At 63.1% G+C, this 23697-nt stretch carries 25 protein-coding genes; 12 read left to right on the top strand and 13 right to left on the bottom strand.

The genetic code is table 11. From position 1 onward, the window contains the following. Window positions 1-133 precede the first annotated feature (133 nt). Entirely contained in the window at window positions 134-697 is a 564-nt protein-coding gene (locus tag NKI38_RS20625) for a peroxidase-related enzyme (RefSeq protein ID WP_352660038.1), read from the top strand. A 134-nt stretch (window positions 698-831) separates the two neighbouring features. Next, the gene (locus tag NKI38_RS20620) at window positions 832-1155 is read left to right on the top strand and encodes a YciI family protein (protein ID WP_352660036.1); all 324 of its coding nucleotides are present in this window, start codon (window positions 832-834) and stop codon (window positions 1153-1155) included. Between the two features lie 4 nt (window positions 1156-1159). On the opposite strand, the gene NKI38_RS20615 is transcribed toward NKI38_RS20620, so the two are convergent. Further along, window positions 1160-1774: a LysE family translocator gene (locus NKI38_RS20615; RefSeq protein WP_352660034.1), complete on the bottom strand. Its 615-nt coding sequence runs from the start codon at window positions 1772-1774 to the stop codon at window positions 1160-1162. Window positions 1775-2381: 607 nt separating this feature from the next. Between NKI38_RS20615 and NKI38_RS20610 the strand changes: the two genes are divergently transcribed. After that, window positions 2382-3011, top strand: a complete 630-nt coding sequence (locus NKI38_RS20610; protein WP_352660033.1) for a DUF1062 domain-containing protein — start codon at window positions 2382-2384, stop codon at window positions 3009-3011. Window positions 3012-3068: 57 nt separating this feature from the next. Here NKI38_RS20610 and typA read toward each other — a convergent pair whose 3' ends face one another. Then, window positions 3069-4898 (bottom strand): translational GTPase TypA, encoded by a 1830-nt coding sequence (gene typA / locus NKI38_RS20605; RefSeq protein WP_352632924.1) that lies wholly within the window; start codon window positions 4896-4898, stop codon window positions 3069-3071. 198 nt (window positions 4899-5096) lie between these two features. Between typA and NKI38_RS20600 the strand changes: the two genes are divergently transcribed. After that, the gene (locus NKI38_RS20600) at window positions 5097-5378 is read left to right on the top strand and encodes a hypothetical protein (RefSeq protein WP_352660031.1); all 282 of its coding nucleotides are present in this window, start codon (window positions 5097-5099) and stop codon (window positions 5376-5378) included. A 62-nt stretch (window positions 5379-5440) separates the two neighbouring features. Here NKI38_RS20600 and NKI38_RS20595 read toward each other — a convergent pair whose 3' ends face one another. Continuing rightward, window positions 5441-7015 (bottom strand): alkaline phosphatase D family protein, encoded by a 1575-nt coding sequence (locus NKI38_RS20595; protein ID WP_352660087.1) that lies wholly within the window; start codon window positions 7013-7015, stop codon window positions 5441-5443. A 271-nt stretch (window positions 7016-7286) separates the two neighbouring features. Beyond that, on the bottom strand, window positions 7287-8570 hold the full coding sequence (locus NKI38_RS20590; RefSeq protein WP_352660030.1) for an MFS transporter: 1284 nt from the start codon (window positions 8568-8570) through the stop codon (window positions 7287-7289). A 73-nt stretch (window positions 8571-8643) separates the two neighbouring features. Between NKI38_RS20590 and NKI38_RS20585 the strand changes: the two genes are divergently transcribed. Then, complete coding sequence (locus NKI38_RS20585; RefSeq protein ID WP_352660029.1) at window positions 8644-9261, top strand: TetR/AcrR family transcriptional regulator; 618 nt, start codon at window positions 8644-8646, stop codon at window positions 9259-9261. Window positions 9262-9306: 45 nt separating this feature from the next. Next, on the top strand, window positions 9307-9900 hold the full coding sequence (locus NKI38_RS20580) for a hypothetical protein (RefSeq protein WP_352660027.1): 594 nt from the start codon (window positions 9307-9309) through the stop codon (window positions 9898-9900). Between the two features lie 104 nt (window positions 9901-10004). Here NKI38_RS20580 and ppa read toward each other — a convergent pair whose 3' ends face one another. From ppa to NKI38_RS20550, 6 genes are all read right to left on the bottom strand, one after another. Beyond that, window positions 10005-10538 carry an inorganic diphosphatase gene (gene ppa / locus NKI38_RS20575; protein WP_258590510.1) on the bottom strand — a complete coding sequence of 178 codons (534 nt, stop codon included), beginning with the start codon at window positions 10536-10538 and terminating at the stop codon, window positions 10005-10007. Between the two features lie 112 nt (window positions 10539-10650). Continuing rightward, window positions 10651-11157: a GNAT family N-acetyltransferase gene (locus tag NKI38_RS20570; protein ID WP_056586049.1), complete on the bottom strand. Its 507-nt coding sequence runs from the start codon at window positions 11155-11157 to the stop codon at window positions 10651-10653. Between the two features lie 118 nt (window positions 11158-11275). Then, window positions 11276-11914, bottom strand: coding sequence for a TPM domain-containing protein (locus NKI38_RS20565; RefSeq protein ID WP_352660025.1), 639 nt, complete (start codon window positions 11912-11914; stop codon window positions 11276-11278). A gap of 8 nt (window positions 11915-11922) precedes the next feature. Beyond that, on the bottom strand, window positions 11923-12819 hold the full coding sequence (locus NKI38_RS20560; protein ID WP_352660024.1) for a TPM domain-containing protein: 897 nt from the start codon (window positions 12817-12819) through the stop codon (window positions 11923-11925). 4 nt (window positions 12820-12823) lie between these two features. Next, window positions 12824-13669, bottom strand: coding sequence for a TPM domain-containing protein (locus tag NKI38_RS20555; RefSeq protein ID WP_352660022.1), 846 nt, complete (start codon window positions 13667-13669; stop codon window positions 12824-12826). 177 nt (window positions 13670-13846) lie between these two features. Continuing rightward, window positions 13847-14485: a LemA family protein gene (locus NKI38_RS20550; RefSeq protein ID WP_352660020.1), complete on the bottom strand. Its 639-nt coding sequence runs from the start codon at window positions 14483-14485 to the stop codon at window positions 13847-13849. A 161-nt stretch (window positions 14486-14646) separates the two neighbouring features. Between NKI38_RS20550 and NKI38_RS20545 the strand changes: the two genes are divergently transcribed. The 6 genes from NKI38_RS20545 to NKI38_RS20520 all read left to right on the top strand — a co-directional run bounded on the left by NKI38_RS20545 (window position 14647) and on the right by NKI38_RS20520 (window position 20002). Next, window positions 14647-14898, top strand: a complete 252-nt coding sequence (locus NKI38_RS20545) for a hypothetical protein (RefSeq protein WP_352660018.1) — start codon at window positions 14647-14649, stop codon at window positions 14896-14898. A gap of 13 nt (window positions 14899-14911) precedes the next feature. Further along, a complete protein-coding gene (gene pdxY, locus NKI38_RS20540; protein ID WP_352660017.1) occupies window positions 14912-15796 on the top strand; it encodes a pyridoxal kinase PdxY in 885 nt (294 codons plus the stop codon). Beyond that, on the top strand, window positions 15793-16626 hold the full coding sequence (locus NKI38_RS20535) for a DUF429 domain-containing protein (RefSeq protein ID WP_352660015.1): 834 nt from the start codon (window positions 15793-15795) through the stop codon (window positions 16624-16626). Before pdxY ends, NKI38_RS20535 begins: the two co-directional genes overlap by 4 nt. A 147-nt stretch (window positions 16627-16773) precedes the next feature. Continuing rightward, complete coding sequence (locus NKI38_RS20530; protein WP_352636201.1) at window positions 16774-17418, top strand: carbonic anhydrase; 645 nt, start codon at window positions 16774-16776, stop codon at window positions 17416-17418. Continuing rightward, window positions 17415-17849, top strand: a complete 435-nt coding sequence (locus tag NKI38_RS20525; RefSeq protein ID WP_352660014.1) for a nuclear transport factor 2 family protein — start codon at window positions 17415-17417, stop codon at window positions 17847-17849. The genes NKI38_RS20530 and NKI38_RS20525 overlap by 4 nt, the downstream gene beginning before the upstream one ends. Before the next feature lie 98 nt (window positions 17850-17947). Then, window positions 17948-20002, top strand: coding sequence for a M3 family metallopeptidase (locus NKI38_RS20520; protein ID WP_352660013.1), 2055 nt, complete (start codon window positions 17948-17950; stop codon window positions 20000-20002). Between the two features lie 146 nt (window positions 20003-20148). Here the strand turns inward: NKI38_RS20520 and NKI38_RS20515 are convergent, their stop codons facing one another. From NKI38_RS20515 to NKI38_RS20505, 3 genes are all read right to left on the bottom strand, one after another. Next, a complete protein-coding gene (locus NKI38_RS20515) occupies window positions 20149-21645 on the bottom strand; it encodes a M81 family metallopeptidase (protein WP_352660012.1) in 1497 nt (498 codons plus the stop codon). Window positions 21646-21735: 90 nt separating this feature from the next. Beyond that, entirely contained in the window at window positions 21736-22560 is an 825-nt protein-coding gene (locus tag NKI38_RS20510; RefSeq protein ID WP_352660011.1) for a carbohydrate ABC transporter permease, read from the bottom strand. After that, entirely contained in the window at window positions 22557-23426 is an 870-nt protein-coding gene (locus tag NKI38_RS20505) for a carbohydrate ABC transporter permease (protein ID WP_352636191.1), read from the bottom strand. Before NKI38_RS20505 ends, NKI38_RS20510 begins: the two co-directional genes overlap by 4 nt. Between the last annotated feature and the right edge of the window lie 271 nt (window positions 23427-23697).

The following is a 23697-nucleotide window of genomic DNA, read 5'->3' as shown; positions in this document are numbered from 1 at the left end:
CGCACTTCCCTCCCGTCAATGCTTTTACGACTATGGTAGCAGATGACCGCTGTTTGGCGACAAAGGTTTGACGGCTTGCAAAGAAATATCGGAATTCGGCAACAAGACGTCATCCAACGAGGAGAAATGACCCATGACCGGCAAAATCACCGCGCTTGACCTTGGCCTGGGAGATCTGAGCGAGGCGACAAAAGCCTATTTCGCCAAATGCGAGGAGAAGCTCGGCCTCGTCCCCAACGTGCTGCGCGCCTATGCCTTCGACGACAAAAAGCTGCGTGCCTTCACCGACATGTACAACGATTTAATGCTCGGAGAATCCGGCCTGTCGAAGCTGGAACGCGAGATGACCGCGGTCGCCGTCTCTTCGATCAACCATTGCTACTATTGCCTGACCGCGCATGGCGCGGCGGTACGCCAGCTGTCCGGCGACCCTGCGCTCGGCGAAATGATGGTGATGAATTTCCGCGCCGCCGATCTTTCGCCCAAGCAGACCGCGATGCTCGAATTCGCCGTCAAGTTGACCGAGGAGCCGGCGAAGATCGTCGAGGCCGATCGGGCAGCACTTCGCAAGGCCGGCTTCACCGATCGCGACATCTGGGACATTGCTTCGACCACGGCCTTCTTCAACATGTCGAACCGGGTGGCCGCGGCAATTGATATGCGGCCGAACGACGAATATGACGCCATGGCAAGGTGAGGTTGGCGGCTGCAACGACTGGGCATTATATTAGCCGTTTCGCATTCTCGTTGCTTGTTTGCCGGTTTGGTCCGATGATCGGCAGGCGGCATGACCGCATGCCGGTTCGATGCCGCTCACCAAGGGAGGAGAACATGGCGAAGTATCTCTACGTCTATCATGGCTCGGGCAAGATGCCGACCGACGAGGCCGAGCGGAAAGCCGCAATGGACGCCTGGAACGGCTGGTACGGCAAGCTCGGCTCGGCCGTGGTCGACGGCGGCAATCCGGTCGGCATGTCGAAGATGGTGCTGCCCGGCGGCAAGGTCGAGAACAATGGCGGCAGCAATCCGACCGCCGGCTACACGATCGTCGAAGCGAAAGACATCGACGATGCCGTAGCCAAGGCCAAGGATTGCCCGATCCTGATGAACCCGGCCTTCAGCGTCGAGATCGCGCCGATCATCGAGATGATGTGACGGGTTACGACCGCGCCGCGATCGCTGCAGCCGCGCCGGCCATCGTAGTGGCACTGATGCGGTTGGCGATCTTCATGGCGCGCTTGCTCTTCAGGAGCTTGCGCGCCTGTGACGCGGCGAGCACCCAGGCCAGATCGATGGCGACCAGCACCACGGCCATGGTCGCCGTCAGCTCGACCCAGCCGACGACGCTGACCGAAGCGAGGTCGATGATGGTCGGCAGCAGTGCCAGGTAGAACATCATGATCTTGGGATTGCCGAGCGTCACCGCCATCCCGGCGAAGAACAGCTTTGCCGGAGAATCCTCGCGCGGCATCTCGCCCTCTTTCCCATCGACAGGCGCAGTCCACATCTTCCAGGCAAGGTAAGCGAGATAGGCGACGCCGACCCATTTCACGACGACAAAGGCGAAATGGAAGGTCTGCGCCACCACAGCCAGTCCGAACACCGCCAGTGACAGCCAGATGCCCTCGCCGATCCACATGGCGAGCAGGAACGGGAACACATCGCGAAAACCTTTCGAGATGACGCGCGCGACAAGTGCCGCGATCGATGGGCCGGGCGAGCCGGCGGCAACGAACAAAGCGGCGGCGAAGATCAGGAGCGATGTGAGGTGCATGGGCCAGGATCTCTGTTTGGGGCTCGATCAACCACAAATACTCGACAGCTGCGGCTCTGGCAAAGGCAAACCCGATACGGGCCATTGGCGCTGACGTACCAAGCCTTGGGTTCCTCGCCCCCGCAAGGCGGGGGAGAGGTGGCCGCGAAGCGGTCGGAGAGGGGGCTGCGACGCTGGTGAGTTTGCTCCGAATTCTTGTGAACGCCGAGCCCTTCCCCCTCTCCGTCTCGGCTTCGCCGAGCCACCTCTCCCCCACTCCCGTGGGGGCGAGGAACCAAGGCTTGCGAGGTCCCTTGCCCGTCCGGCATCTCGCGGTTAGAAAGGCCGCCGCGAAACAATTTTGAGCTTCACTTTGCCTACGTAACCGCCGGTCTCGTCAACACCCCCAACACACTGCATGGCGCCGCATTCGCGGTGTCTGTTTTTATGTTCACGTGTTCTTCTGGGCGGCGGTTCGAGACCGGTTTGGCACTGCTGAACCGCGTCGCGCGGCTTTTGCCCGTGACACCTGATTTCCAAAAACCGCAGCCTACCGCCACGCCGTGCCCGCATGGGCATCTCGACATCGCCGGCCTGATGAACTTCCCGACGGGAAGGGCTTATCGGCATGTCTGGATTTCTGCGTATCGACTGGGCGATCGCGCCCCAAACCCCACCTCGACCGCTCATCAACTGCAATCGCTGCGGCACCGTTAAGGCCTATTGCAGCAGTGGAAAATTCCGCGTCAACGCCAATGGCAAACGCATCGATGTCTGGCTGATCTACCGCTGCGTCGACTGCGAAAATTCCTGGAATTTCGGCATTTTCGAGCGCTGCAACCGCCGCGATATCGAACCGGCGTTGCTGCAGGCGCTCGAATGCAACGATCCGGGGCTGGCCCGCCGCCATGCCTTCGATGTCGTCGCGCTGCGAAACCGGATCGGGCGCGTCGAGGAATTTCCCGATGTCGCCGTTCACAAGCGCAGGCTTGGCGGCACAAGGGAGACCGCAACCGCGCTGGAACTCCAGCTTAGGCTCGAAATGCCGACATCCCTGCGACTCGACCGGTTGCTTGCCAGCGAACTCGGCATCTCGCGATCACGGCTTCAGGCGCTGGACGAGCGGCGACTGCTGATCGTCGTTGCCGACAGTGCCAACGCCTTGCGCAAGCCGATCCGCCAGGGAATGACGATCCGCATAGATCTGGCCGGTGAGGTCGACCAGGACGACATTGTCTCGGCTGCCGGTGGTGAATGAAAAGAGGGCGGAGCAACTGGTTTGCTCCGCCCTCTCAGCTGTCGGAAATAGAAAAGCTTACGCCGCGCCGACCGCCTTGGCCGACTTTTCGAAGCGCTTGCGCTCGTTCGGGTCGAGATAGAGCTTGCGCAGCCGGATGGTCTTCGGCGTGACTTCGACCAGCTCGTCGTCCTGGATCCAGGCCAGTGCGCGTTCCAGAGTCATGCGGATCGGCGGCGTCAGCTTCACCGCCTCGTCCTTGCCGGCGGCGCGGATGTTGGTCAGCTTCTTGCCCTTGAGCACATTCACTTCGAGATCGTTGTCGCGCGAATGGATGCCGATGATCATGCCCTGATAGACCTTGACGCCGGGGTCGATGACCATCGGACCACGGTCTTCGAGATTCCACATGGCGTAGGCCACCGCCTCGCCCTGCTCGTTGGAGATCAGAACGCCGTTGGTACGGCCCGGCAGCTCTCCCTTGTAAGGCTCGTAGGCATGGAAGAGGCGGTTCATCACGGCGGTGCCGCGCGTATCGGTCAACAGTTCCGACTGGTAGCCGATCAGGCCGCGCGTCGGCGCGTGGAAGACGATGCGCTGGCGGTTGCCGCCGGACGGGCGCAGCTCCACCATCTCCGCTTTGCGCTCCGACATCTTCTGCACGACGATGCCGGCATGCTCCTCGTCGACGTCGATAACGACTTCCTCGATGGGTTCCTGCAACTCGCCGTTCTCGCCCTTCTGCATGACGACGCGCGGACGCGACACGGCGATCTCAAAACCTTCGCGGCGCATCGTCTCGATCAGCACGGCCAGCTGCAATTCGCCGCGGCCGGAGACGAAGAACGAATCCTTGTCGGGCGATTCCTCGATCTTCAGCGCGACATTGCCTTCGGCCTCGCGCAGCAGGCGGTCGCGGATGACGCGGCTGGTCACCTTGTCGCCTTCCGTGCCGGCCAACGGACTGTCGTTGACGAGGAAGGACATGGTCACGGTCGGCGGATCGATCGGCTGCGCATGCAGCGGCTCGCTCACCGCCGGATCGCAGAACGTGTCGGCGACGGTGCCTTTCGAGAGACCGGCAATGGCGACGATGTCGCCCGCCTGGGCTTCATCGATCGGCTGCCGCTCGAGACCGCGAAACGCAAGGATCTTGGAAATACGGCCGGTTTCGACCAGCGTGCCGTCATGGTGCAGCACCTTGACCGGCTGGTTTGACTTCAACGTACCCGATTCGATACGGCCGGTGATGATGCGGCCGAGGAACGGATTGGCTTCCAGGATGGTGCCGATCATGCGGAACGGGCCGGGATGCACGGTCGGCGCCGGCACATGCTTGATGACGAGGTCGAACAGCGGCGCCAACTGCTGGTCCTTCGGTCCTTCCGGATTTTCGGAAACCCAGCCGTCACGGCCCGAACCGTACAGAATCGGGAAGTCGAGCTGCTCATCGGTGGCGTCGAGGGCGGCGAACAGGTCGAACACCTCGTTGACCACTTCGACATGGCGGGCGTCCGGACGGTCGATCTTGTTGATGACCACGATCGGCTTCAGGCCGACCTTGAGCGCCTTGCCGACGACGAATTTGGTCTGCGGCATCGGCCCTTCGGCGGCGTCGACCAGCACGATGGCCGAATCCACCATCGACAGGATGCGTTCAACCTCGCCGCCAAAATCGGCGTGGCCGGGGGTGTCGACGATATTGATGCGGGTATCCTTCCAGTCGACCGAGGTCGCCTTGGCCAGGATGGTGATGCCGCGTTCCTTTTCGAGGTCGTTGGAATCCATGGCGCGTTCGGCGACGCGCTGGTTGTCGCGGAAGGAGCCGGATTGCTTCAAAAGCTGATCGACAAGGGTGGTCTTTCCATGGTCGACGTGCGCGATGATCGCGATATTACGGATTTTCATGTTCTGGGTCTCGGGAGCGTTGCAGGCAGCAGGCCAAAAGGCGCTGCCTCTTTCGGTTGGGCGGCTCATACAGGGTTTTTCGCAATTGCGAAAGAGGAGGCGCGACACCAAATACTCATCAAATCTTAAGCATCTGCGTGTGAGATGATTTTGTTAACCAAGGCGGGAACCTTTCAGGGCCCGGGCAGTTCGAACGTCATGACCGATAAACTCAACCGATTTTGGCCGCTTATCGCGTCCGCTGCCTTTGCAATCCTGCTGGCCGCCAATGCCGCGCAGTCCGCCGCGACGCTGCGCGAAGCGCGCCCCGTTGCGCAGTCCGGCACCCAGACAGCCGAGCAGGTCTTCGCCGACGCACCCGACGGCGTCGACCCGATGGTGACCGGCCCGGTCAGCGCCTCCTTCAAGCAAAGGCAGGACAGCGCCAACTGCGACAGCGCCGTCTGGCCGAACATTCCAATGGTCTGCTACCCGGACTAAGGCGGCGCTTCACTCCCGCCCGTCTCGCCAGCTTCGCTTTGCGAAGCCGGCGAAAAGTGCGTTTACGCCGACCGCACCGGGTCGAGCGTCACCTTGTAGAGTTCATTGTCGTCGCGATCCATCAGCCGCACGGTCATCTGCTCGCTGGCGCCTGAAATATCGACCAGCCCGAAGAATTGCAGGCCCGCCGATGGCGGCAGGTTCTGACCCTGTTCGGCAGTCGGCGCCTTGATGAACTTCAGTTCCGGCCCGAAGGTCATGTCGAAATCGTTGGGGCCGAACGTGCCGGCATGGATCGGGCCCGACACGAATTCCCAGAACGGATTGAAATCCTGGAACTGCGCCTTGTCCGGGTTGTAGTGGTGAGCGGCCGTGTAATGCACGTCGGCGGTTAGCCAGACGGTGTTGCTGATGCCGGCATTCTTGATGAAGCGCAGCAGGTCGGCGATCTCAAGTTCGCGTCCCTTTGGCAAGCCATTATCGCCATTGCTGACCGCTTCGGCGCCGACCTTCTTGGTGCCATCGTCCCAGACGACTAGGCCGAGCGGCATGTCGGCAGCGATGATTTTCCAGGTCGCCTTCGAATTGGCCAGTTCGCGCTTCAGCCATTTCGTCTGCTGTTCGCCGAGCATGCGCGATTGCGGCGTCATCTCATCCTGCATGTCCGGACCATTGGGGCCGCGATAGGACCGCATGTCGAGGAAGAACACGTCGAGCAGCGGCCCGTAGGCGATCTTGCGATAGACGCGGCCGGGCTCGGACGGTTCGTAGCGGATCGTCGTCATTTCATGGAAGGCGCGCGCCGCACGTGCCGCCAGCACGTGGATGGATTTCTCCGTGTAGCGATTGTCGGCGCTGAGATCCTTCGAATCCGACCAGTTGTTGAGCACTTCGTGGTCGTCCCACTGGTAGAAGGTCGGGCAGATGGCGCTCAGGCCGAGCACGTTCCTGTCCATCATGTTGTATTTCCACTGGTCCCGGTACTCGTCCAGTGTCTCGGCGACCTTGCGCTTGCCGTCGATCAGCACGACGTTCTTCCACTTGCCGCCGCCGGGCAGGTCAACCTCGTCCTTCATGGCGCCGTCGGCGTAGATGGTGTCGCCTGAATGCAGGAAGAAGTCGGGCGTGTGCTTGCCGATCGTGGCGTAGGTCTTCATGCCGGTCTCGTCGATGCCCCAGCCCTGGCCGGCGGTGTCGCCCGACCAGGCAAAGCGGATGTCGCGCTTCGAGGCCGGCGCCGTCCTGAAGCGGCCGGTGATCGGCTCGGAGACGGCGTTGATGTCGGCGAGATCGGCTGATGTCATGCGGTAGAAGATGTCCTGATCGGAAGCGAGGTCGGTGAGCAGCCGCTTGACCGTGTAGTCGCTGGCCGGCGACGTATCGAGCGGCGCCAGGCGCGTCGCATTGGCGAAATTCTCCGTCGACGACACCTCGAACATGACGCGCGACGGGCGGTCGGTGCGCGTCCACACCATGCCGCTGGTGGCGTCGACATCGCCCGACTGGACGCCATGGGTGAAGACCGGCCGCTGATTGGCGCGCGAATAGTATGGCAGCGCCAGGCTCGAGACCCCGGCCAGGCCAACGGCGCTGGCGGAGGTGACGAAGGCGCGGCGGGTCATCGAGAGCTTGTTCATGGCTGTTTCCTGGATGGCTTGAACGGTGCCACCAAGATCCAGCGTCAATGTTTCAGGCGCATCTCGGGATGATGAAGGTTTGATAACAGTGAACAGGGTGATCTCCCCCCTCGAGGCGGAGATGTCGCCGAAGGCGACAGACGGGGTCGCCTCGCATAGAGCGCCGACCTCCATCTGCACCAGGAGGCCGAGCCCGGTCGGACCGACCCCCTCTGGCCGCTTCGCGGCCATCTCCCCCTCAAGGAGGGAGATTGGCGCTCCGCCGTCGCAGCTACGCCGCCTGCGGCTCCGGATCGAAAGCCGGCCGGCTCGTGTTGATCAGCAGCGAGATACAGGCGGCGGCAATCGCCGTCATGCCGGCAATCAGGAAGGCCAGTTCGTAATTGCCCTGCAACTCGCGCATGGTGCCGCCGAAAGCGGCGGCGGTGGCCGCGCCGATCTGGTGGCCGGCAACGATCCAGCCGAACACGATCGGCCCGCTGCGATCGCCGAACGCCTCATTGGCGAGCCTCAGCGTCGGCGGCACGGTGGCGATCCAGTCAAGGCCGTAGAGCACGGCGAAGATGATCAGGCTGGTCGCCGAGAAGCCGGAATAGGGCAGATAGATCAGCGACAGGCCGCGAATGCCGTAATAGACGCCAAGCAGCTTGCGCGGATCGTAGCGGTCGGTGAGCCAGCCCGACAGCGTCGTACCGATCAGGTCGAAAATGCCCATCATCGACAGCAGCCCGGCGGCCTGAACTTCGCCGATGCCCATGTCGCCGCAGAAGGCGATCAGATGGGTACCGACCAGACCGTTGGTGGTGAAGCCGCAGACGAAGAAGGTGGCGAACAGATACCAGAACACCCTTGTGCCGGCGGCGCGGCGCAGCGTGTTGAGCGTATGCGCGAGGAAATTGCCTTGCGACGCAGGCGATGTCGGCGGCACGTCGTCGGCCTCGGCGCCGTAGCGCACCATGCCTATTGAAGCCGGACGCTCCGGCACCAGCAGCCAGACCAGCGGTATCAGAGCCGCGGTGGCGATCGCGACCGCAATGACGACCGGCTGCCAGCCACCCGACTGCGCCAGGGCGGCGATCATCGGCAGGAACACTAGCATGCCCGAGGCGCTGGAGGCCGACATCAATCCCATGACTAGGCCGCGATTGGTCTTGAACCAGCGATTGACGATGGTGGCACCGAGCACGCTCGCGACAGCGCCGGAACCAATGCCCGAGAACACGCCCCAGGTGATGAACAGATGCCAGGGCTTAGTCATCAGCAGGCTGAGCGCGGTGGAGCCCGACATCACCATCAGAGAGGCGAGCAGCGTGCGGCGCAGACCGATGCGCTCCATCAGGGCTGCGGCAAACGGACCGGTGAGACCGTAAAGCAGGATACCGACACCAGCGGCCAGCGAGATGACGTCGCGCCGCCAGCCGAAACTGTTCTCCAGCGGCAGCATCATGACCGCGGGCGCGGACCGCAGGCCGGCCGCGACCAGCAGGCAGAGGAAGATGACGCCAACCACGACAAAGGCGTAGCGCTGGCCAAAGGGGCGGGATTGAGTTATCATGTTACTGACCGGTACGTTGCAGAGTGGGAACCTGTATCGTACCGATCGGTAACATTGTCAATCGAGTCACACGATGCCAACGGACAAAAATATTGATCTGACCATCAGGGGTAGTCATGCATCGGCACCGCCGAAAGCCGCCAAGAAGATCCTCGATGTGGCCTATGACTTGTTCTATCGGCGCGGCATCAGGGCGATCGGCGTCGACGAGATCGTCAAGCGCGCCGGTGTCACCAAGCCCAGCCTCTATCGTAGCTTTCCGTCCAAGGATGAGTTGGCCGCTTCCTATCTCAGGCAATACGACCGTGAATACTGGGAGCGTTTCGATGAGGCGGTCGCCGCTCATCCCGGCGACCCGCGCGCGCAGATCAAGGCTTTCCTGACCCGCATCGGCAAGCGCACGCAAGTGGCGGACTATCGCGGCTGCGGCATGACCAATGCAGCGGTCGAATATCCCGACCACAGCCATCCGGCCCGCGTGGTCAGCGAGGCCAACAAGCAGGAATTGCGCCGCCGCCTGCGCGCCATGGCGGTTGCGATGGGCGCGCAAGACCCTGACACGCTCGGCGATGGCCTGCTGCTCCTGATCGAAGGCGCCTATATCAGCGGCCAGCTGTTTGGGCTCGGCGGCCCGGCCCAGTCGGTCGCCCGCAACGCCGATCTGCTGATCGAAGCCAGCTTGAAGAAATAGCGGCAGGCGATACGCTAGGACAGCCTCCAACGGAGATGTCCCGCGATGCGTAGCCTGCTGATTTCGCTCACCCTCGCCGGCTTCTGCCAGGCTGCACACGCCGACGGCATTGCAAGCGCCTATACCGATCTCGACTCGAAGAAGGATTGCGTGACCTATGCGCAGGCCGAAGAAGGCGACGGCGACTGGGCCGAACTCGCCTGTTCGGGTTATCGCGGCTATCCCGTGCTGATCGCCTATGACGATGCCCGTGAATCGCTGTTTTACGGTTTTCCGCCCGGCGGCGACATGACAACGGTCTGGGAAAGCTTTTCCGGTTTCAATTCATCCGGAGCCAAGATCGAATGGCGCATCGAGACCAAGGGCGGGACCGCAGTGCCCTTTGCCGCCATCCACCGCCGCTCGATCAGCAACCTGGACGACGAAAAAAAGCCGACCGAAGTGCTGCTCGTCGCCAAGGTCGGCCAGATGGGTGCCCGCGACGGCTGCACGGTCGGCCTGGTGCTGGCCACCGGCAATCCCGCCGCCAACGACCAGGCGCGCAAGCTTGCCGACGACAAGGCGCGAACCTTCGCCTGCGGCAAGGACAGGCACACCGTCATCGGCAGCGTGCCGGCTTTCGGCCGGGTGGATAACTGAGCACCACTTCGTCATCCACGGGCGGAGCAAGGAGCGCAGCGACGTGGCGCAGACCCGAGGATCCATGCCGCGACATGGACAACCCTCTGAAAGCTCACAGCTAGCTACTTGCTCTTCTTCGCCCGCTCGATCGCGTCGACGATCATCTTCTTGGCATATTTGGAATCGTGCCAGCCTTCGATCTTGACCCATTTTCCGGGCTCGAGATCCTTGTAGTGCTCGAAGAAGTGCTGCACCTGCTGGCGCGTGATATCGGGCAGATGGGTGTATTCGGTGACGTTTTCGTAGCGCAGCGTCAGTTTTGGTGACGGCACGGCGATCACCTTCTCGTCCTGGCCGGCATTGTCTTCCATCACGAGCACGCCGATCGGCCTGACGTTGATGACGCAGCCGGGCACCAGCGCGCGCGTGTTGCAGACCAGCACGTCGATCGGATCGCCGTCACCCGACAGCGTGTGCGGCACGAAGCCGTAATTGCCGGGGTAGCGCATCGAGGTGTGCAGGAAGCGGTCGACGAACAGTGTGCCGGCCTCCTTGTCCATCTCGTACTTGATCGGCTCGCCGCCGATCGGCACCTCGATGATGACGTTGATGTCCTCCGGCGGATTCTTTCCGATGGCTATGGCTTCAATGCGCATGGCTTTGTCCCTCTTTTGATGAGAGATCGATAGCGGGCGGCGCGCCATGGTGCAATGCGGCGAATGGTGCTGGGTGTGATCGGAAGACGCGGGCGGCCGAAAAGCCGGGCTGTCATTCCCAGACGAAAGCGACCTTCTTCAGCGCCTTCTGCTCGAAGATCTCAACGCCCTCAGCGACATCGCGGCCGCCGGCGCCGGCATAGAAGGCAAGCGCGTTCTGGTTGTCTTCCAGCGCCCAAACCACCATGCCTTTCAGCCCGTGATCGGCCAGACGCGCCCTGGCCGCCGCGAACAGCCGGCTCCCAAGCCCGATGCCCTGATATTCCGGCCGCAGGTACAATTCGTAGATTTCGCCCTGCTGGCGCAGTTCGCGGGCACGGTTCTTGCCGATCGTCGCATAGCCGGCGATCTTGCCGCCGATTTCGACGACCAGAACGGTGGCGGCGCGGCGAATCGCATTCGCCCACCAGTCGGCGCCGCGGCGGTTGATCATCGATGTCAGGGTTCGGTGCGGAATGATGCCGGAATAGGCGCCGCGCCAGGCCTCCAGATGCACCTCGGCGATGGCACTGGCATCGCGCGGGTCGGCCTTCCTGATGTCGATGGTCAGCGTATTCATGATTTGTTAACCATAAACCCGCATCGCCCGATTGCAAGAGTCCGGGCGGCCCGCCGCCGGCTTTCTCACAGGCGATCATCGCATCAGTGAGGCGCCTTCGAAATCTCTCTGGAAGAACTCAGATTTCGACCAGATGGTCGTCCAGTTCGTTGCCGTCACCCGCCGTGACCGGGAAATGTTCGGCAAGCACCGCCCCCACCTGCTCGATCGCCTTGACGAAGCCGTCGGCAAGCCGGTCGTCGCCGGCATGCGCGGTGAGATCGCGCACGACGCCATCCCAGACAGGCTGGCCGACCTTGGCATCGATGCCCGAATCGGCGACCACTTCGGCATAGCGTTCGGCGATTGAGACGAAGACCAGCACCCCGGTGCGCGCCGTGGTGCGGTGGACGTTGCGGGCGAGGAACTGCTTGATCGCATTGGCATGCGCCGCCTGGTAGCGCAGCCGCCTCGGCACCAGATGGATGCGCAGGCCGGGCATCGCCCACAACAAGGCCAGCACGCACGCCAGCGCCAGGAGCTGGGCGAGGACGAAATGCGGCAGCCGGATCGACAGCCACCAGGTCTCCAGCCCGTAGCCGACGGCCAGACTGACGATCAGCATACACACGGTCGCCATGAAGGCAGCCGGGAAGAAATAGCCGTCGCTGGCATGCGCCACGACGCAGTAGATCTCGCCGTCGGTTTTCGATTCGGCGGTGCGGATCGCGGTGGCGATGCGCTCATGATCCTGCGGGCTGATTGGTCGTGTTGCCATGATTTGTCTCACCAGCTTCCTGAAGAACCGCCACCACCGGATGAGCCGCCGCCGCCGGAAAAACCGCCACTGCTGCTCGACCCCGAAGACCAGCCACTGCTCGAACTTCCGGACGACCAGCCGCCGGCCGACGACGAACCCGTTGTCCAGCCGCTCCTGCCGCCCGACCCGTTCGGTCCGCGGCCGTAGCGAAAGGTCATGCCCAGCCATTTGTACACGCCCGGCGACAGCTTTGTGCCGAACATCGGCGGCAGGAATGCCATCGCCATCCCGCCGAAGAACATCGTCGCCCACAGGATCAGGAACACCGCGAATATTGGGTCGATAGAAATGCTGTTGTCAGCGGGATTGCGGCGGCCGCGTGCCTCCAGCTCCTCCGGATTGCCTTCCAGCACCATGATCATGTCGTCGACGGCCTTGGATATGCCGCCGGAGAAATCACCGGCGCGGAAGGCCGGCACCATGTCGTTTTCGATGATCAACTTGGTGTGCAGGTCGGTCAGCGTGCCTTCGAGCCCGTAGCCGACCTCGATGCGCATCTTGCGGTCGTTCTGGGCCACCAGCAAAAGCACGCCATTGTTCTCGCCCGCCTGGCCGAGTTTCCAGAACCGGAACAGCCGGTTGGCGTAGGGCTCGATCTCCTCGCCGTCGAGGCTCGAGATCGTCGCGACGACGATCTGGTCGGAGCCTTTTGTCTGAAAATCGGCGAGCTTCTGGGTCAGCGACGCCCTGGTCGCGGCATCGATGATGCCGGCATTGTCGACGACACGGCCGGTCAGGGCTGGGAGTTCGGCAGCGCAGGCCGTGAAACAGGAGAACAGCACGGCAGCCAGTATGATCAAGGCACTGCCGATCGCCGCTGCCGGGCGGCTCGATGTCGACGAGCTGATGCTGCGGATCGTCATGCCATCACCAGCTTCCCGACGAGCCGCCGCCACCGGACGAACCGCCGCCGCCGGAAAAGCCGCCGCCGCCACCCGAAGACCAACCGCCGCCGGAGCTTCCCGACGACCAGCCGCCACCGGAGGATCGCCGGCTTGGCTCGAAGGTCATGCCGAGCCAACGGTAGCGGCCGGGACCGAGCTTCTGGCCGAAGATCGGCGGCAGGACGGAAATCGCGATGCTGCCGAAGAAGATGATCGCCCAGATGCTGATGAAGACGGCGAAGAACAGGTCGTCGGAATCAAACGGCGCCTGCTGGTTGCGCTCGCCGCGCGCCTCCAGCTCCTCCGGATTGCCTTCCAGCACCATGACCATGTCGTCGACGGCCTTGGATATGCCGCCGGAGAAATCACCGGCGCGGAAGGCTGGCACCATGTCGTTTTCGATGATCAGCTTGGTATGCAAGTCGGTCAGCGTGCCTTCAAGGCCATAGCCCACCTCGATGCGCATCTTGCGGTCGTTCGGGGCCACCAGCAGCAGGACGCCGTTGTTCTCCTTCGCCTGGCCGAGCTTCCAGAACCGGAACAGCCGGTTGGCGTAGGGCTCGATCTCCTCGCCGTCGAGGCTGGGGATCGTCGCCACGACGATTTGGTCGGAGCCCTTTGTCTCGAAGTCGGCCAGCTTCTGCGTCAGCGCCGCCCTGGTCGCGGCATCGATGATGCCGGCATTGTCGACGACACGGCCGGTCAGGGCTGGGAGGTCTGCGGCGAGGGCGGTGATCGGGAGGAAGAAGAGGCTGGCAAGAAGGCTAAGAAAGGAAAGGTAGGTATTCCGTGGCGCCCCCCTCTGTCCTGCCGGACATCTCCCCCTCAAGTGGGGAGATTGGACGTCACACCGGCCTTCGCCAATCACCGACGCACAAGGATGAGCAATGCGCTCGAAACTGCCAATCTCCCCCCTTGAGGGGGAGATGTCCGGCAGGACAGAGGGGGGTGTTTGCACGCCAGCGGTCCGTCATTTCGCGGGATTTATTCCGATGACAGTCGCGGATCACCCACCCTGCTTCGTGCCGAAATCGACCTTCGGCGTCTGCAACTTGTCGTCCTCGATGGTGAAATTGGCGAAAGGCTGGTTGCCGCGGAACCAGAAGGTCGCCCACAGCACCGACGGGAAGGTCCTCAACGTCAGATTATAATCCCGCACCGCCTGAATGTAATCGCGCCGCGCCACCGCGATCCGGTTCTCGGTGCCTTCGAGCTGCGCCTGCAGCGCCAGGAAGTTCTGATTGGCCTTGAGGTCGGGATAAGCCTCCGACACCGCGATCAGCCGCGACAACGCGCTCGTCAACCCCGCCTGCGCATCCTGGAACTTCTTGAAGGTTTCGGGGTCGTTCAGCGTTTCCGGCGTCACCGTGATCTGGGTCGCCTTGGCGCGCGCTTCGACCACCGCGTCGAGCGTATCCTTTTCATGCGAGGCATAGCCCTTGACCGTCTCGACCAGGTTGGGGATGAGGTCGGCGCGGCGCTGATACTGGTTCAGCACCTCGCTCCATGCCGCCTTGGCGCTTTCCTCAGCTGTCGGGATGGTGTTGTAGCCGCAGCCGGCAAGCAGCGGCAGCACGATCGCCATCATCAGGAACGCGGGCAGCGTGCGGAACATGGACGGTGAGGTAAGGCGCTGGGCGAACATGTGGGGTCCCTCAATAGAAGTTGCATGCGAAGCATTACCACAATCGGCGCGCAAGAAAACCGCCCGGCCGGCAGCCGTTTGCCTGGCCCGCCCCATGCCGTTGCAAGGCCCTGTGATTGACTGTGCGAACGCGCTAAGGTCCGTCGAAACGGGACATCATCATGGCGGAACGCCAGGACAGCGAGAAGGAATCGCGCCGTATCCTCGAGCGCGTGGCGCGCGAGACGGATCCGGCCGGCAACTCGTTTGTGGCGCGGGCCACGAAAGGCATGCACGATCACATCACCGCGGCCGATGCCGATCGTGCCGATCCGATCGAAGTCTGGGGCACTCGCATTGGCCGGATACTCGGCCTGCTGCTGGCGCTGGGCCTGATGGTCTGGCTCGTGCTTTACGTCATCCAGGGCAGTTAGGAATCACACAACAATGAGCGCCGAACAAACCGACGCGCCGCGTGCGGTCATCGTCATTTCCAGCCATGTCGCACGCGGCTCGGTCGGCAACCGTGCCGCCGTGTTCGCGCTGGAGACGCTGGGCTTTCCGGTCTGGGCCGTGCCGACGATCATCCTGCCCTGGCATCCCGGCCATGGACGGGCAACGCGCATCGTGCCGTCGCTCGACCAGTTTAAGGCGCTGCTGGCCGATCTCGAGCGGGCGCCGTGGCTGGGCGAGGTTGGCGCCGTGCTGTCGGGCTACCTCGGCGAGGCCGGCCAGGCCGAGGCTGTCGCCTCGCTGGTGGCCGCGGTGAAGGCAAGGACGCCCGACGCCGTCTATATCTGCGATCCGGTGATGGGTGATTCGGGCGGCCTCTATGTGCCTGAACCGACCGCCATCGCCATGCGCGGCCGGCTGATGCCGATCGCCGACATCGCCACCCCCAACCGCTACGAACTGGAATGGATGGCCGGCGCGCCGTTGCCCGACCTGAAATCGGTGATCGCGGCCGCCCTCCATGCCGGACCATCGACCATGCTGGTCACCTCGGCGCCGTCGATGATGACGGGCGGCACCGGCAATCTTCTGCTCGACGGCAACCAGGTGCTGCTTGCCGAGCATCGCCTGATCGACAAGCCGCCGAATGGCCTGGGCGACCTGACGGCGGCGGTCTACCTGGCGCGCATCCTGTCCGGCCAGCCGCCGATCAAGGCGCTGCAATCGACGACGGCGGCGGTCTACGAGATCCTGGCGCGCACCGCCAAGCGCGGCGGCGACGAACTGCAGCTCGAAACCGATGCGCAGAGCCTGTCGCACCCGATGGCGATGGTGCAGCTTCGCCACCTCACGCATCCAGGGCGGGACCGCCGGGCGTGATACCGACTAAGGCCGTGCTTGTCGGCGTCGACGGCTGCAAGGCCGGCTGGATCGCCGTGCGGCACGACCCCGGTTCGATACATCGTAATCTCGGTTCGACACCTCGTAACCCCGGTTCGATACTTCGTAGCCCCGATTCGGCACCCTCCGTCGCTGTCTTTGCAAGCTTTGCTGCCCTGCTTGCCTCACTCCCCGACGATGCGGTCATCGCGGTCGACATGCCGATCGGCCTGCCCGAGTTTTCGAGCAAAGGCGGGCGCGGCCCGGAAGCATTGGTGCGACCGCTGCTTGGGGCACGCCAATCCAGCGTCTTCTCGATCCCGTCCCGCGCCGCGCTCTATGCCGACACCAACGACTTCACCACCATTGAAGCCTGGTATGCCGCGCACATCAGGGCAAGCGAGGTCGCCAAGACCACATCAGACCCACCGCGCGGCGTTTCGATCCAGGCGTTCGGCATTTTCGCCAAGATCCGCGAGATCGACGCGCTGCTGATCTCGCGACTCGATTTGCGCCGCCGTGTGTTCGAATCGCATCCGGAGGTCGCCTTCTGCCGGCTGAATGGCGACCGGGCCATGCAGCTGCCGAAGAAGATCAAGGGCAGCATCAATCCGGCCGGCATGGCGGAACGCAAGGCGCTGCTCTGCCGGCACGGCTATGAGATGGATTTTCTCGATCAGCCGCCGCCGCGCGGTGCCGCCGCCGATGATTTCCTCGACGCGGCCGCGATGATGCTCATCGCCGGTCGCATTGCCTACGGTGAGGCAAGGCCGTTTCCCGACCCGCCGCTCACCGACAATTTCGGCATTCCCGTCGCCATCTGGGCGTGACCGCATCGCCCAGAGCCGCGCTGGGCGCATGCATTTATAGCTAGCGCCCGCAATTCTGCATTGCTCGCAACAGGCTTTTGCCGTTAGAGCCTCTTCTGACCGCAACGAGCTGCCGCATCCAACCCGGAAAGGCTCCAGACGCCGCCCATGTCTCATCTCCCCGACCACCTTCTCGCCGGCTACCGCAATTTCATGACCGGCCGCTATCCCACAGAGAGCGGACGCTATCGCGAGCTTGCCCGCGAAGGCCAGGCGCCGGAAACGATGATCGTCGCCTGTTGCGATTCCCGCGCGGCACCCGAAGCGATCTTCGACGCCGGGCCCGGCGAGCTCTTCGTGCTGCGCAATGTCGGCAATCTGGTGCCGCCCTACGCGCCGGACGGCGAATTCCATTCGACCTCCGCCGCGCTCGAATTCGCCGTACAGAGCCTGAAGGTCAAGAACATCGTCGTCATGGGCCATGGCCGCTGCGGCGGCATCCGCGCCGCGCTCGACACCAATTCCGCACCGCTGTCGCCCGGCGACTTCATCGGCAAGTGGATGAGCCTGATCGCACCGGCCGCCGAAACCGTGTCCTCCAGCACCTTCATGACGGCGTCGGAGCGCCAGACCGCGCTGGAGCGCATCTCGATTCGCTATTCCATCGCCAATCTCCGGACCTTCCCTTGCGTCTCGATCCTCGAAGGCAAGGGTCGGCTGTCGCTGCATGGCGCCTGGTTCGACATTTCGACCGGTGAACTCTGGGTGATGAACAAGGAGACCGGCGATTTCGAACGGCCGGAGCTGGGATGAACGCAGCGGCGCGCAAGGTGGTGAATATCAGGTCGACCGTTTTGACGGCGGCTGCGCTGCTGATCGCGATTATTGCCGCCCGCGCCGACGACCGCGCCATCATCAGCCGCTGGTATTCGGCGCTGCTGGTCGCCGACCGCACCGAACTGTCCGACCTGCTCTCCGATGATGTCCGCATCAAACTGGACGACCTGGGCGTCGTACAAAGCAAGCAGGAATTCATCGCCTCGATCGACGAATGGAAAGGTGCGGTTGCCGGTGCGGCGATCCGGCACCGGATCGAGAAGAGCGAAGGCGGCGTCACCACGGTGGTCGCCTGTTACGATTTCCCCAACAACGACATGCTGATGCAGGAAACCTTCGCAGTGGCCGACAACCGCATCACCGCCAGTTCGCAAGCGGCGATCGCGGAGAACTGCGACGGCTTCTGAGGCGGATATCGGCCAACCGCGATATTGCGGGTCCGCCGGCCACGCCCTACATCGGTACCGACCCGCCCTGCCTGCCCTCCACCAGCGAAAGACCGTCCATGCCTTCCACGAAAGCCGTCGACCTCGCCGCCCATCCGCTGACCGCATGGCAAGGGCCGCTCGGCCTGCCCGATTTCACGCGCATTGGTGACGGCGATTTTTCCCCGGTCTTCGATGCGGCGCTGAAGGCGCACGATGCCGAGATCGAGACGATTGCCGGCAACAAGGATGCGCCTACCATCGAGAACACGCTTGCCGCGCTGGAACTCGGTGGCGATGCAATCGACCGTGTCTCGTCGATCTTCTGGTGCCGCGCCGGCGCCCACACCAATGAGGCGATTCAGGCGCTGGAGCGCGACATCTCGCCGAAAATGTCCAGGCATTTCTCGGCGATTTCGATGAATGAGAGGCTGTTTGCCCGCATTGACGATCTCTACCAGCGCCGCGAGAGCCTGAAGCTGGACGCCGAGACCCTACGGGTGCTGGAAAAGACCTGGAAGGGCTTCGTCCGATCCGGCGCCAAGCTCGACGCCGACGGCAAGAAGCGGCTGGCAAGGATCAACGAGGAATTGTCTTCGCTGGGCACGACCTTCGGCCAGAATGTGTTGGCTGACGAGCGCGACTGGGCGCTGTTCCTCGACGAGGCCGATCTTGCCGGCCTGCCGGACTTTCTGAAAAGCTCGATGGCCGAAGCGGCCGAAATGCGCGGCCAGAAGGGCCGCTATGCCGTCACCCTGTCACGCTCGATCTATGAGCCGTTCTCGACCTTCTCCGAACGTCGCGACCTGCGCGAGATCGCCTTCCGCGCCTTCACCATGCGCGGCCAGAATGGCGGCGCCACCGACAACACATCCGTTGTGCGCGACATGCTGCGCCTGCGCGCCGAAAAGGCAAAGCTGCTCGGCTACGCCTCCTTCGCCGCGCTGAAGCTCGACGACACCATGGCCAAGACGCCGAAGGCGGTGCACGCGCTGCTTGACCCGGTGTGGGAGAAGGCGCTGGAAAAGGCTGCGGCTGACCAGACCGACCTGCAGCGACTGGCAGCGGAAGCCGGCAGCAACGAAAAATTCGCCGCCTGGGACTGGCGTTTCTACCAGGAGAAACTGCGCGCGGAAAAGTTCGCCTTCGACGAAGCCGAACTGAAACCCTATTTGCAACTCGACCGGATCATCGACGCTTGCTTCGACGTGGCGACACGGCTGTTCGGCATAACCTTCGTGGAGAAGAAAGGCATCGCGATCTGGCATCCGGATGCCCGCGTCTTCGTGGTGAAGAATGCCGACGGCAGCGAGCGCGGCTTGTTCCTGGCCGACTATTTCGCGCGGCCGTCAAAGCGTTCCGGTGCCTGGATGAGCGCGCTGCAGTCCGGCTATGGACTCGGCCACGGCTCGAAACCGGTGATCTACAACATCATGAACTTCGCCAAGCCGCCGGTGGGCGAGCCGGCTCTGCTGTCGGTCGACGAGGCGAAGACGCTGTTCCACGAGTTCGGCCATGCGCTGCACGGCATGCTGACCGACGTCACCTGGCCGTCGGTCGCCGGAACTTCGGTCAGTCGCGATTTCGTCGAACTTCCCTCGCAGCTCTATGAGCACTGGCTGACCGTGCCGGCAGTGCTGGAAAAGCACGCTTTGCATGTGAAGACCGGCAAGCCGATGCCCAAGGCGCTGCTCGACAAGATGCTGGCCGCGCGCACGTTTGGCGCCGGCTTTGCAACTGTGGAATTCACGGCCTCTGCCTTGATGGACATGGCCTATCATGCGCGGCCTGATGCACCGCAGGAGCCGCTTCGTTTCGAAACCGAAACGCTTGAGAAGCTTGACATGCCGGATACCATCGCGATGCGCCATCGCACCCCGCATTTCGGCCATGTCTTCTCGGGCGAAGGCTATTCGGCTGGCTATTACTCCTACATGTGGTCGGAAGTGCTCGATGCCGACGCCTTCGCCGCCTTCGAGGAAACCGGCGACCCCTTCAACCCAGCGCTCGCCGAGCGGCTGAGGAAGAACATCTACGCCGCCGGCGGCTCGAAGGACCCGGAAGAGCTTTACACGGCCTTCCGCGGCAAGATGCCGTCACCCGAAGCGATGATGGCCAAGCGCGGGCTGATGTAGCGCTGGGTATCTCCCCCCTTGAGGGGGAGATGGCCGCGAAGCGGCCAGAGGGGGTCGGTCCGACCGGGCTCGACCTGCCGCGGCAGAAGAAGGTTGGCGCTTGACGAGAGACGACCCCCTCTGTCGCCTTCGGCGACATCTCCCCCTCAAGGGGGGAGAACACCTGCGTCACCCTTCCAAGGATCCGTCACCCTCGGCCATATCGGCCGCGTCAGCTTGGTGTAGTTGGTCACCGCCGGATTGCTGGGATACGAACTCGGCGCCGAGACATAGATGATCTCGGCGGCGATCGGCTCGAAGCCGGCGTAGAAATGATTGGTCGACTTGATCAGCAGCATGTCCTTGGCCAGCGGATCGACGGCGATATTGGAAAAGATATCCGGCTCGAAGGTCTGCGTGCGATTGGTGTTGAGGATGATGTCGACCTCGGTGCCTTTGATGCGGACCAGCGCCGTCGGCCCCAGCGTCACGCGGCTCGGGCCGAAACTCTGCCAGCCTTCTGGAACAGCCTTCAGCACCTTGACGCGCGCGTCGATCGGCTCGCCGGCCTGCGGCCCGGCCTTGCCGCCGAAGCGCAGGTCGATGACGGCGCCCTCGCCTGCCGCCAGGCAGAAGGTGACCGCGATCGGATCCCAGATCGTCGCAACGCCGACATTGTTCAGGCCACGCGCCAGCATCTGGCGCAGCACGAAGGTGCCGTCACCTGGAACGCCGCCGCCGGGATTGTCCCAGATATCGGCGATGACCACCGGCTTGCCCGGATTCTTGGCGCGCACCGCCAGCGCCCGATCGATGCCGTCGGCGATGCTCAGCATGGTCATCGCCGTCTTCTCGCGCAGCGCATAGAGTTCGCGCCCCAGACGTTCCGCCAGCGCGTCGCCCTTGGCCTTGTCGTTGTCGGTGACAACAAGGATGCGCGTGCCCATCTCGGCCACATCGGCGGCCATGAAGCCGTGAATGACGGAAACCGACAGCACGCCGTCCTTGCCGTGCAGCGCCTTGATGCGGTCGACGAAGGAGCGCATCGGCTCGCGGCTGGTCGGCAGCACCTGGATCATGCGGCAGTCGAAGGTCGAGATGACCGGCTTGATCTCGCCACGCACTGCTGCAAGCCCGAGTTCGACGACGTGTTCGCCGCGCTCGTAGAAATCGGTGTGCGGAAATTCGAGGAAGTAGGCGAGAATGTCTGAAGCCGCGACGCGCTTCGGCGTCAGATGGCTGTGCGGATCGAGTTCCACCGCGATCACCACCTCCGGCCCGACCATTGCACGGACGCGTTCGAGCAGATCGCCTTCGCAATCGTCATAGCCTTGCGCCACCATCGCGCCATGCAGGCCGAGGATGACGGCATCGACCGGCAGTGCTGCCTTGAGCTGGCCGAGAATCTCATCGCGCAGCGCCTCATAGGTCTGCCGCTGTACCAGGCCGCCCGGCTCGGCCCAGGTGGCGGTGCCCTCAATGACGGTGAGGCCTTCTGCTGCCGCGCGCCGGCGGAGCGCGACCATCGGCGAGGAGCACAGCGTCGGCGTTTCCGGATGCTTGCCGGGTCCGGCATAGAAGGCCATCTCGAACGAGGCCCGGTCGGTCGGCACCGGCGAGAATGTGTTGGTTTCCGTCGCCAGCGAGGCGGTGAAGATGCGCATGAAAGCTCCGTGGGCCTAGAGCAATTCCAGGAAAAGGGTGAAGCGGTTTTCCGCCCGGAATTGCGTCAAAACAAAGAAGAAATAGAGCGGCTATTTGACCGCTCCGAGCGCCAGCCCGCGAACGAGGTAGCGCTGCAGCCAGATGAACAGGATCGCCACCGGCAAGGTCGCCAGCAGCGTCGCCGCCATGACGTGGTGCCATTCGATCGTGTAGCGGCCGGCGACCAGCGAGAACACCTGGATCGGCAGCGTGTAGCTTTCCTGGCTGCGCAGCATGGTGAGCGCGACGACAAATTCGTTCCAGGCATTGATCAAGGTGAAGATCGCGGTCACCGCGATCGCCGGCAGGCAGAGCGGCAAGAACACCTTGCGCAAGGTCAGCCAGCGGCCGGCGCCTTCCATCCAGGCCGCCTCCTCGAGATCGCGCGGAATGGTGTCGAAATAGCTCTGCAACATCCAAACCGTGAAGGCGACGTTGAAGGCCATGTAGATGAAGCCGAGCGCGGTGGTGCTCTCGACAAGGCCCCAGGCGGCCATCAGCCGGAACAGGCCGAGCACCAGCACGATCGGTGAGATCATCTGCGAGATCAGCAGGAACTGGCGCAAGGCGCCGTAGCCGGCAAAGCGAAAGCGCGACATGGCATAGGCCGCTGGAACCGAGATCAGGATCGCGCCGACGGTTGCTATTACAGACACGTAGAGCGAATTGAGCAGCGCCTGGCCAAAGCCGGTCGCCACCCACATGTCGGAAAAATTCGACCAGCGGAACTCGCTCGGCCACCAGGTCGGCGACAGCACTTCCTGTCTTGGCTTGACCGCGGTCAGGAGCATCACGGCGAAGGGAAAGAGCGTCACCACGATCAGCGGCGCCAGCAGCAGCCAGGCGATGATCGAACGCTTGATCTTGCCTCTCATGCGCGTTGCTCCCGCATCGCCAGCCGCACATAGATCATGGTGAAGACCAGCAATATGGCGAACATCACCAGCGACACCGCCGATGCTTCGCCCAGTTTGCCGATGCGGAAGGCCAGCTTGTAGAGATGGGTGACCAGGATATCGGTCGAGTTGGCCGGCCCGCCTTGCGTCATCACCCAGATGATCGGGAAGGAATTGAAGACGTAGATGGTGTTGAGCACGATGGCGATGTTGATGAACGGTTTTAAGAGCGGAAAGGTGATCTCGCGGAACTGCTGCAGCGGCGTCGCCCCTTCGAGCGCCGCCGCCTCGTAGAGATCGTCGGGGATCGACGACAGACCGCCAAGGAAGATCGTCGTCGTGAACGGCACTGTCACCAGGATGCCGATCAGCACCTGCATCGGGAAAGCGGTCTCGGCGCTCGCCAGCCACTGGATGTTGTGGTCGATGAGGCCAAGGCCGATCAGCGCCGAATTCAGCATACCGCTTTCGCCGCTCAGCGCCCAACGCCAGACCACCGCGGTCATGGTCAGCGACACTGCCCAGGGCAGCATGATGATGACGCGGGCAATACCCCGGCCATAGAAATCGGTGTTGAGGATCATCGCCACCGGGATCGACAAGAGAAGCGCACCGCCGACGACCATCACGGTCCACTGGCCGGTGCGCCAGAGCGCGGCGATAAAATCGGGATCGGCAGTGAGCGCTGCGAAATTGGCGAAGTCGTTGAATTCGCGAAGCTGGCCGAAGCGGTTGACATCATGTGTCGAGATCTGGATCAGGTCCCAGACCGGCCAGAAGATAACCACCGCCGCCAGAAACAGGCTGGGCAAGGTCAGGAGATAGGGCAAGAAACGATTTTGCATCGGCTGGCTTTATACCGTGTTGCGGGTGGAGATTGGATTGCGCTGGCTTAAAAGATTGACTTAATCCCGCCTCGTTCTTCTCAAGGCACCGCTTCAGGATTCCTTGCAACCGTCGGCGCGCCCCTCACCTGCCTGCCCGTCCTCCGCAGCAGTTGCGGAAGGGGGGCTTTCCTCTCCCCCGTCGATCGGGGGAGAGGTGTGTACCGTTGCACGACGCCCGGGGGGGGGACCCATTGGCCCCAACACATGCTAATATTTCGCCCATGTTTAT

Source organism: Mesorhizobium sp. M0621, assembly GCF_040320745.1.
Taxonomy (GTDB): Bacteria; Pseudomonadota; Alphaproteobacteria; order Rhizobiales; family Rhizobiaceae; genus Mesorhizobium.
Note: the sequence above shows the minus strand (reverse complement) of the source record. Positions and strands in the feature narration are given on the sequence as shown.

Bases quoted from the DNA above. Each gene is read 5' to 3' on its own strand.
- NKI38_RS20590 (WP_352660030.1), bottom strand. From the start codon at position 8,570: ATGATAACTCAATCCCGCCCCTTTGGCCAGCGCTACGCCTTTGTCGTG.
- NKI38_RS20565 (WP_352660025.1), bottom strand. From the start codon at position 11,914: ATGGCAACACGACCAATCAGCCCGCAGGATCATGAGCGCATCGCCACC.
- NKI38_RS20525 (WP_352660014.1), top strand. From the start codon at position 17,415: ATGAACGCAGCGGCGCGCAAGGTGGTGAATATCAGGTCGACCGTTTTG.
- NKI38_RS20570 (WP_056586049.1), bottom strand. From the start codon at position 11,157: ATGAATACGCTGACCATCGACATCAGGAAGGCCGACCCGCGCGATGCC.
- NKI38_RS20615 (WP_352660034.1), bottom strand. From the start codon at position 1,774: ATGCACCTCACATCGCTCCTGATCTTCGCCGCCGCTTTGTTCGTTGCC.
- NKI38_RS20515 (WP_352660012.1), bottom strand. From the start codon at position 21,645: ATGCGCATCTTCACCGCCTCGCTGGCGACGGAAACCAACACATTCTCG.
- NKI38_RS20585 (WP_352660029.1), top strand. From the start codon at position 8,644: ATGCCAACGGACAAAAATATTGATCTGACCATCAGGGGTAGTCATGCA.
- NKI38_RS20595 (WP_352660087.1), bottom strand. From the start codon at position 7,015: ATGAACAAGCTCTCGATGACCCGCCGCGCCTTCGTCACCTCCGCCAGC.
- NKI38_RS20545 (WP_352660018.1), top strand. From the start codon at position 14,647: ATGGCGGAACGCCAGGACAGCGAGAAGGAATCGCGCCGTATCCTCGAG.
- NKI38_RS20505 (WP_352636191.1), bottom strand. From the start codon at position 23,426: ATGCAAAATCGTTTCTTGCCCTATCTCCTGACCTTGCCCAGCCTGTTT.
- typA (WP_352632924.1), bottom strand. From the start codon at position 4,898: ATGAAAATCCGTAATATCGCGATCATCGCGCACGTCGACCATGGAAAG.
- NKI38_RS20510 (WP_352660011.1), bottom strand. From the start codon at position 22,560: ATGAGAGGCAAGATCAAGCGTTCGATCATCGCCTGGCTGCTGCTGGCG.
- NKI38_RS20580 (WP_352660027.1), top strand. From the start codon at position 9,307: ATGCGTAGCCTGCTGATTTCGCTCACCCTCGCCGGCTTCTGCCAGGCT.
- NKI38_RS20520 (WP_352660013.1), top strand. From the start codon at position 17,948: ATGCCTTCCACGAAAGCCGTCGACCTCGCCGCCCATCCGCTGACCGCA.
- ppa (WP_258590510.1), bottom strand. From the start codon at position 10,538: ATGCGCATTGAAGCCATAGCCATCGGAAAGAATCCGCCGGAGGACATC.
- NKI38_RS20550 (WP_352660020.1), bottom strand. From the start codon at position 14,485: ATGTTCGCCCAGCGCCTTACCTCACCGTCCATGTTCCGCACGCTGCCC.
- NKI38_RS20610 (WP_352660033.1), top strand. From the start codon at position 2,382: ATGTCTGGATTTCTGCGTATCGACTGGGCGATCGCGCCCCAAACCCCA.
- pdxY (WP_352660017.1), top strand. From the start codon at position 14,912: ATGAGCGCCGAACAAACCGACGCGCCGCGTGCGGTCATCGTCATTTCC.
- NKI38_RS20600 (WP_352660031.1), top strand. From the start codon at position 5,097: ATGACCGATAAACTCAACCGATTTTGGCCGCTTATCGCGTCCGCTGCC.
- NKI38_RS20530 (WP_352636201.1), top strand. From the start codon at position 16,774: ATGTCTCATCTCCCCGACCACCTTCTCGCCGGCTACCGCAATTTCATG.
- NKI38_RS20560 (WP_352660024.1), bottom strand. From the start codon at position 12,819: ATGACGATCCGCAGCATCAGCTCGTCGACATCGAGCCGCCCGGCAGCG.
- NKI38_RS20620 (WP_352660036.1), top strand. From the start codon at position 832: ATGGCGAAGTATCTCTACGTCTATCATGGCTCGGGCAAGATGCCGACC.
- NKI38_RS20625 (WP_352660038.1), top strand. From the start codon at position 134: ATGACCGGCAAAATCACCGCGCTTGACCTTGGCCTGGGAGATCTGAGC.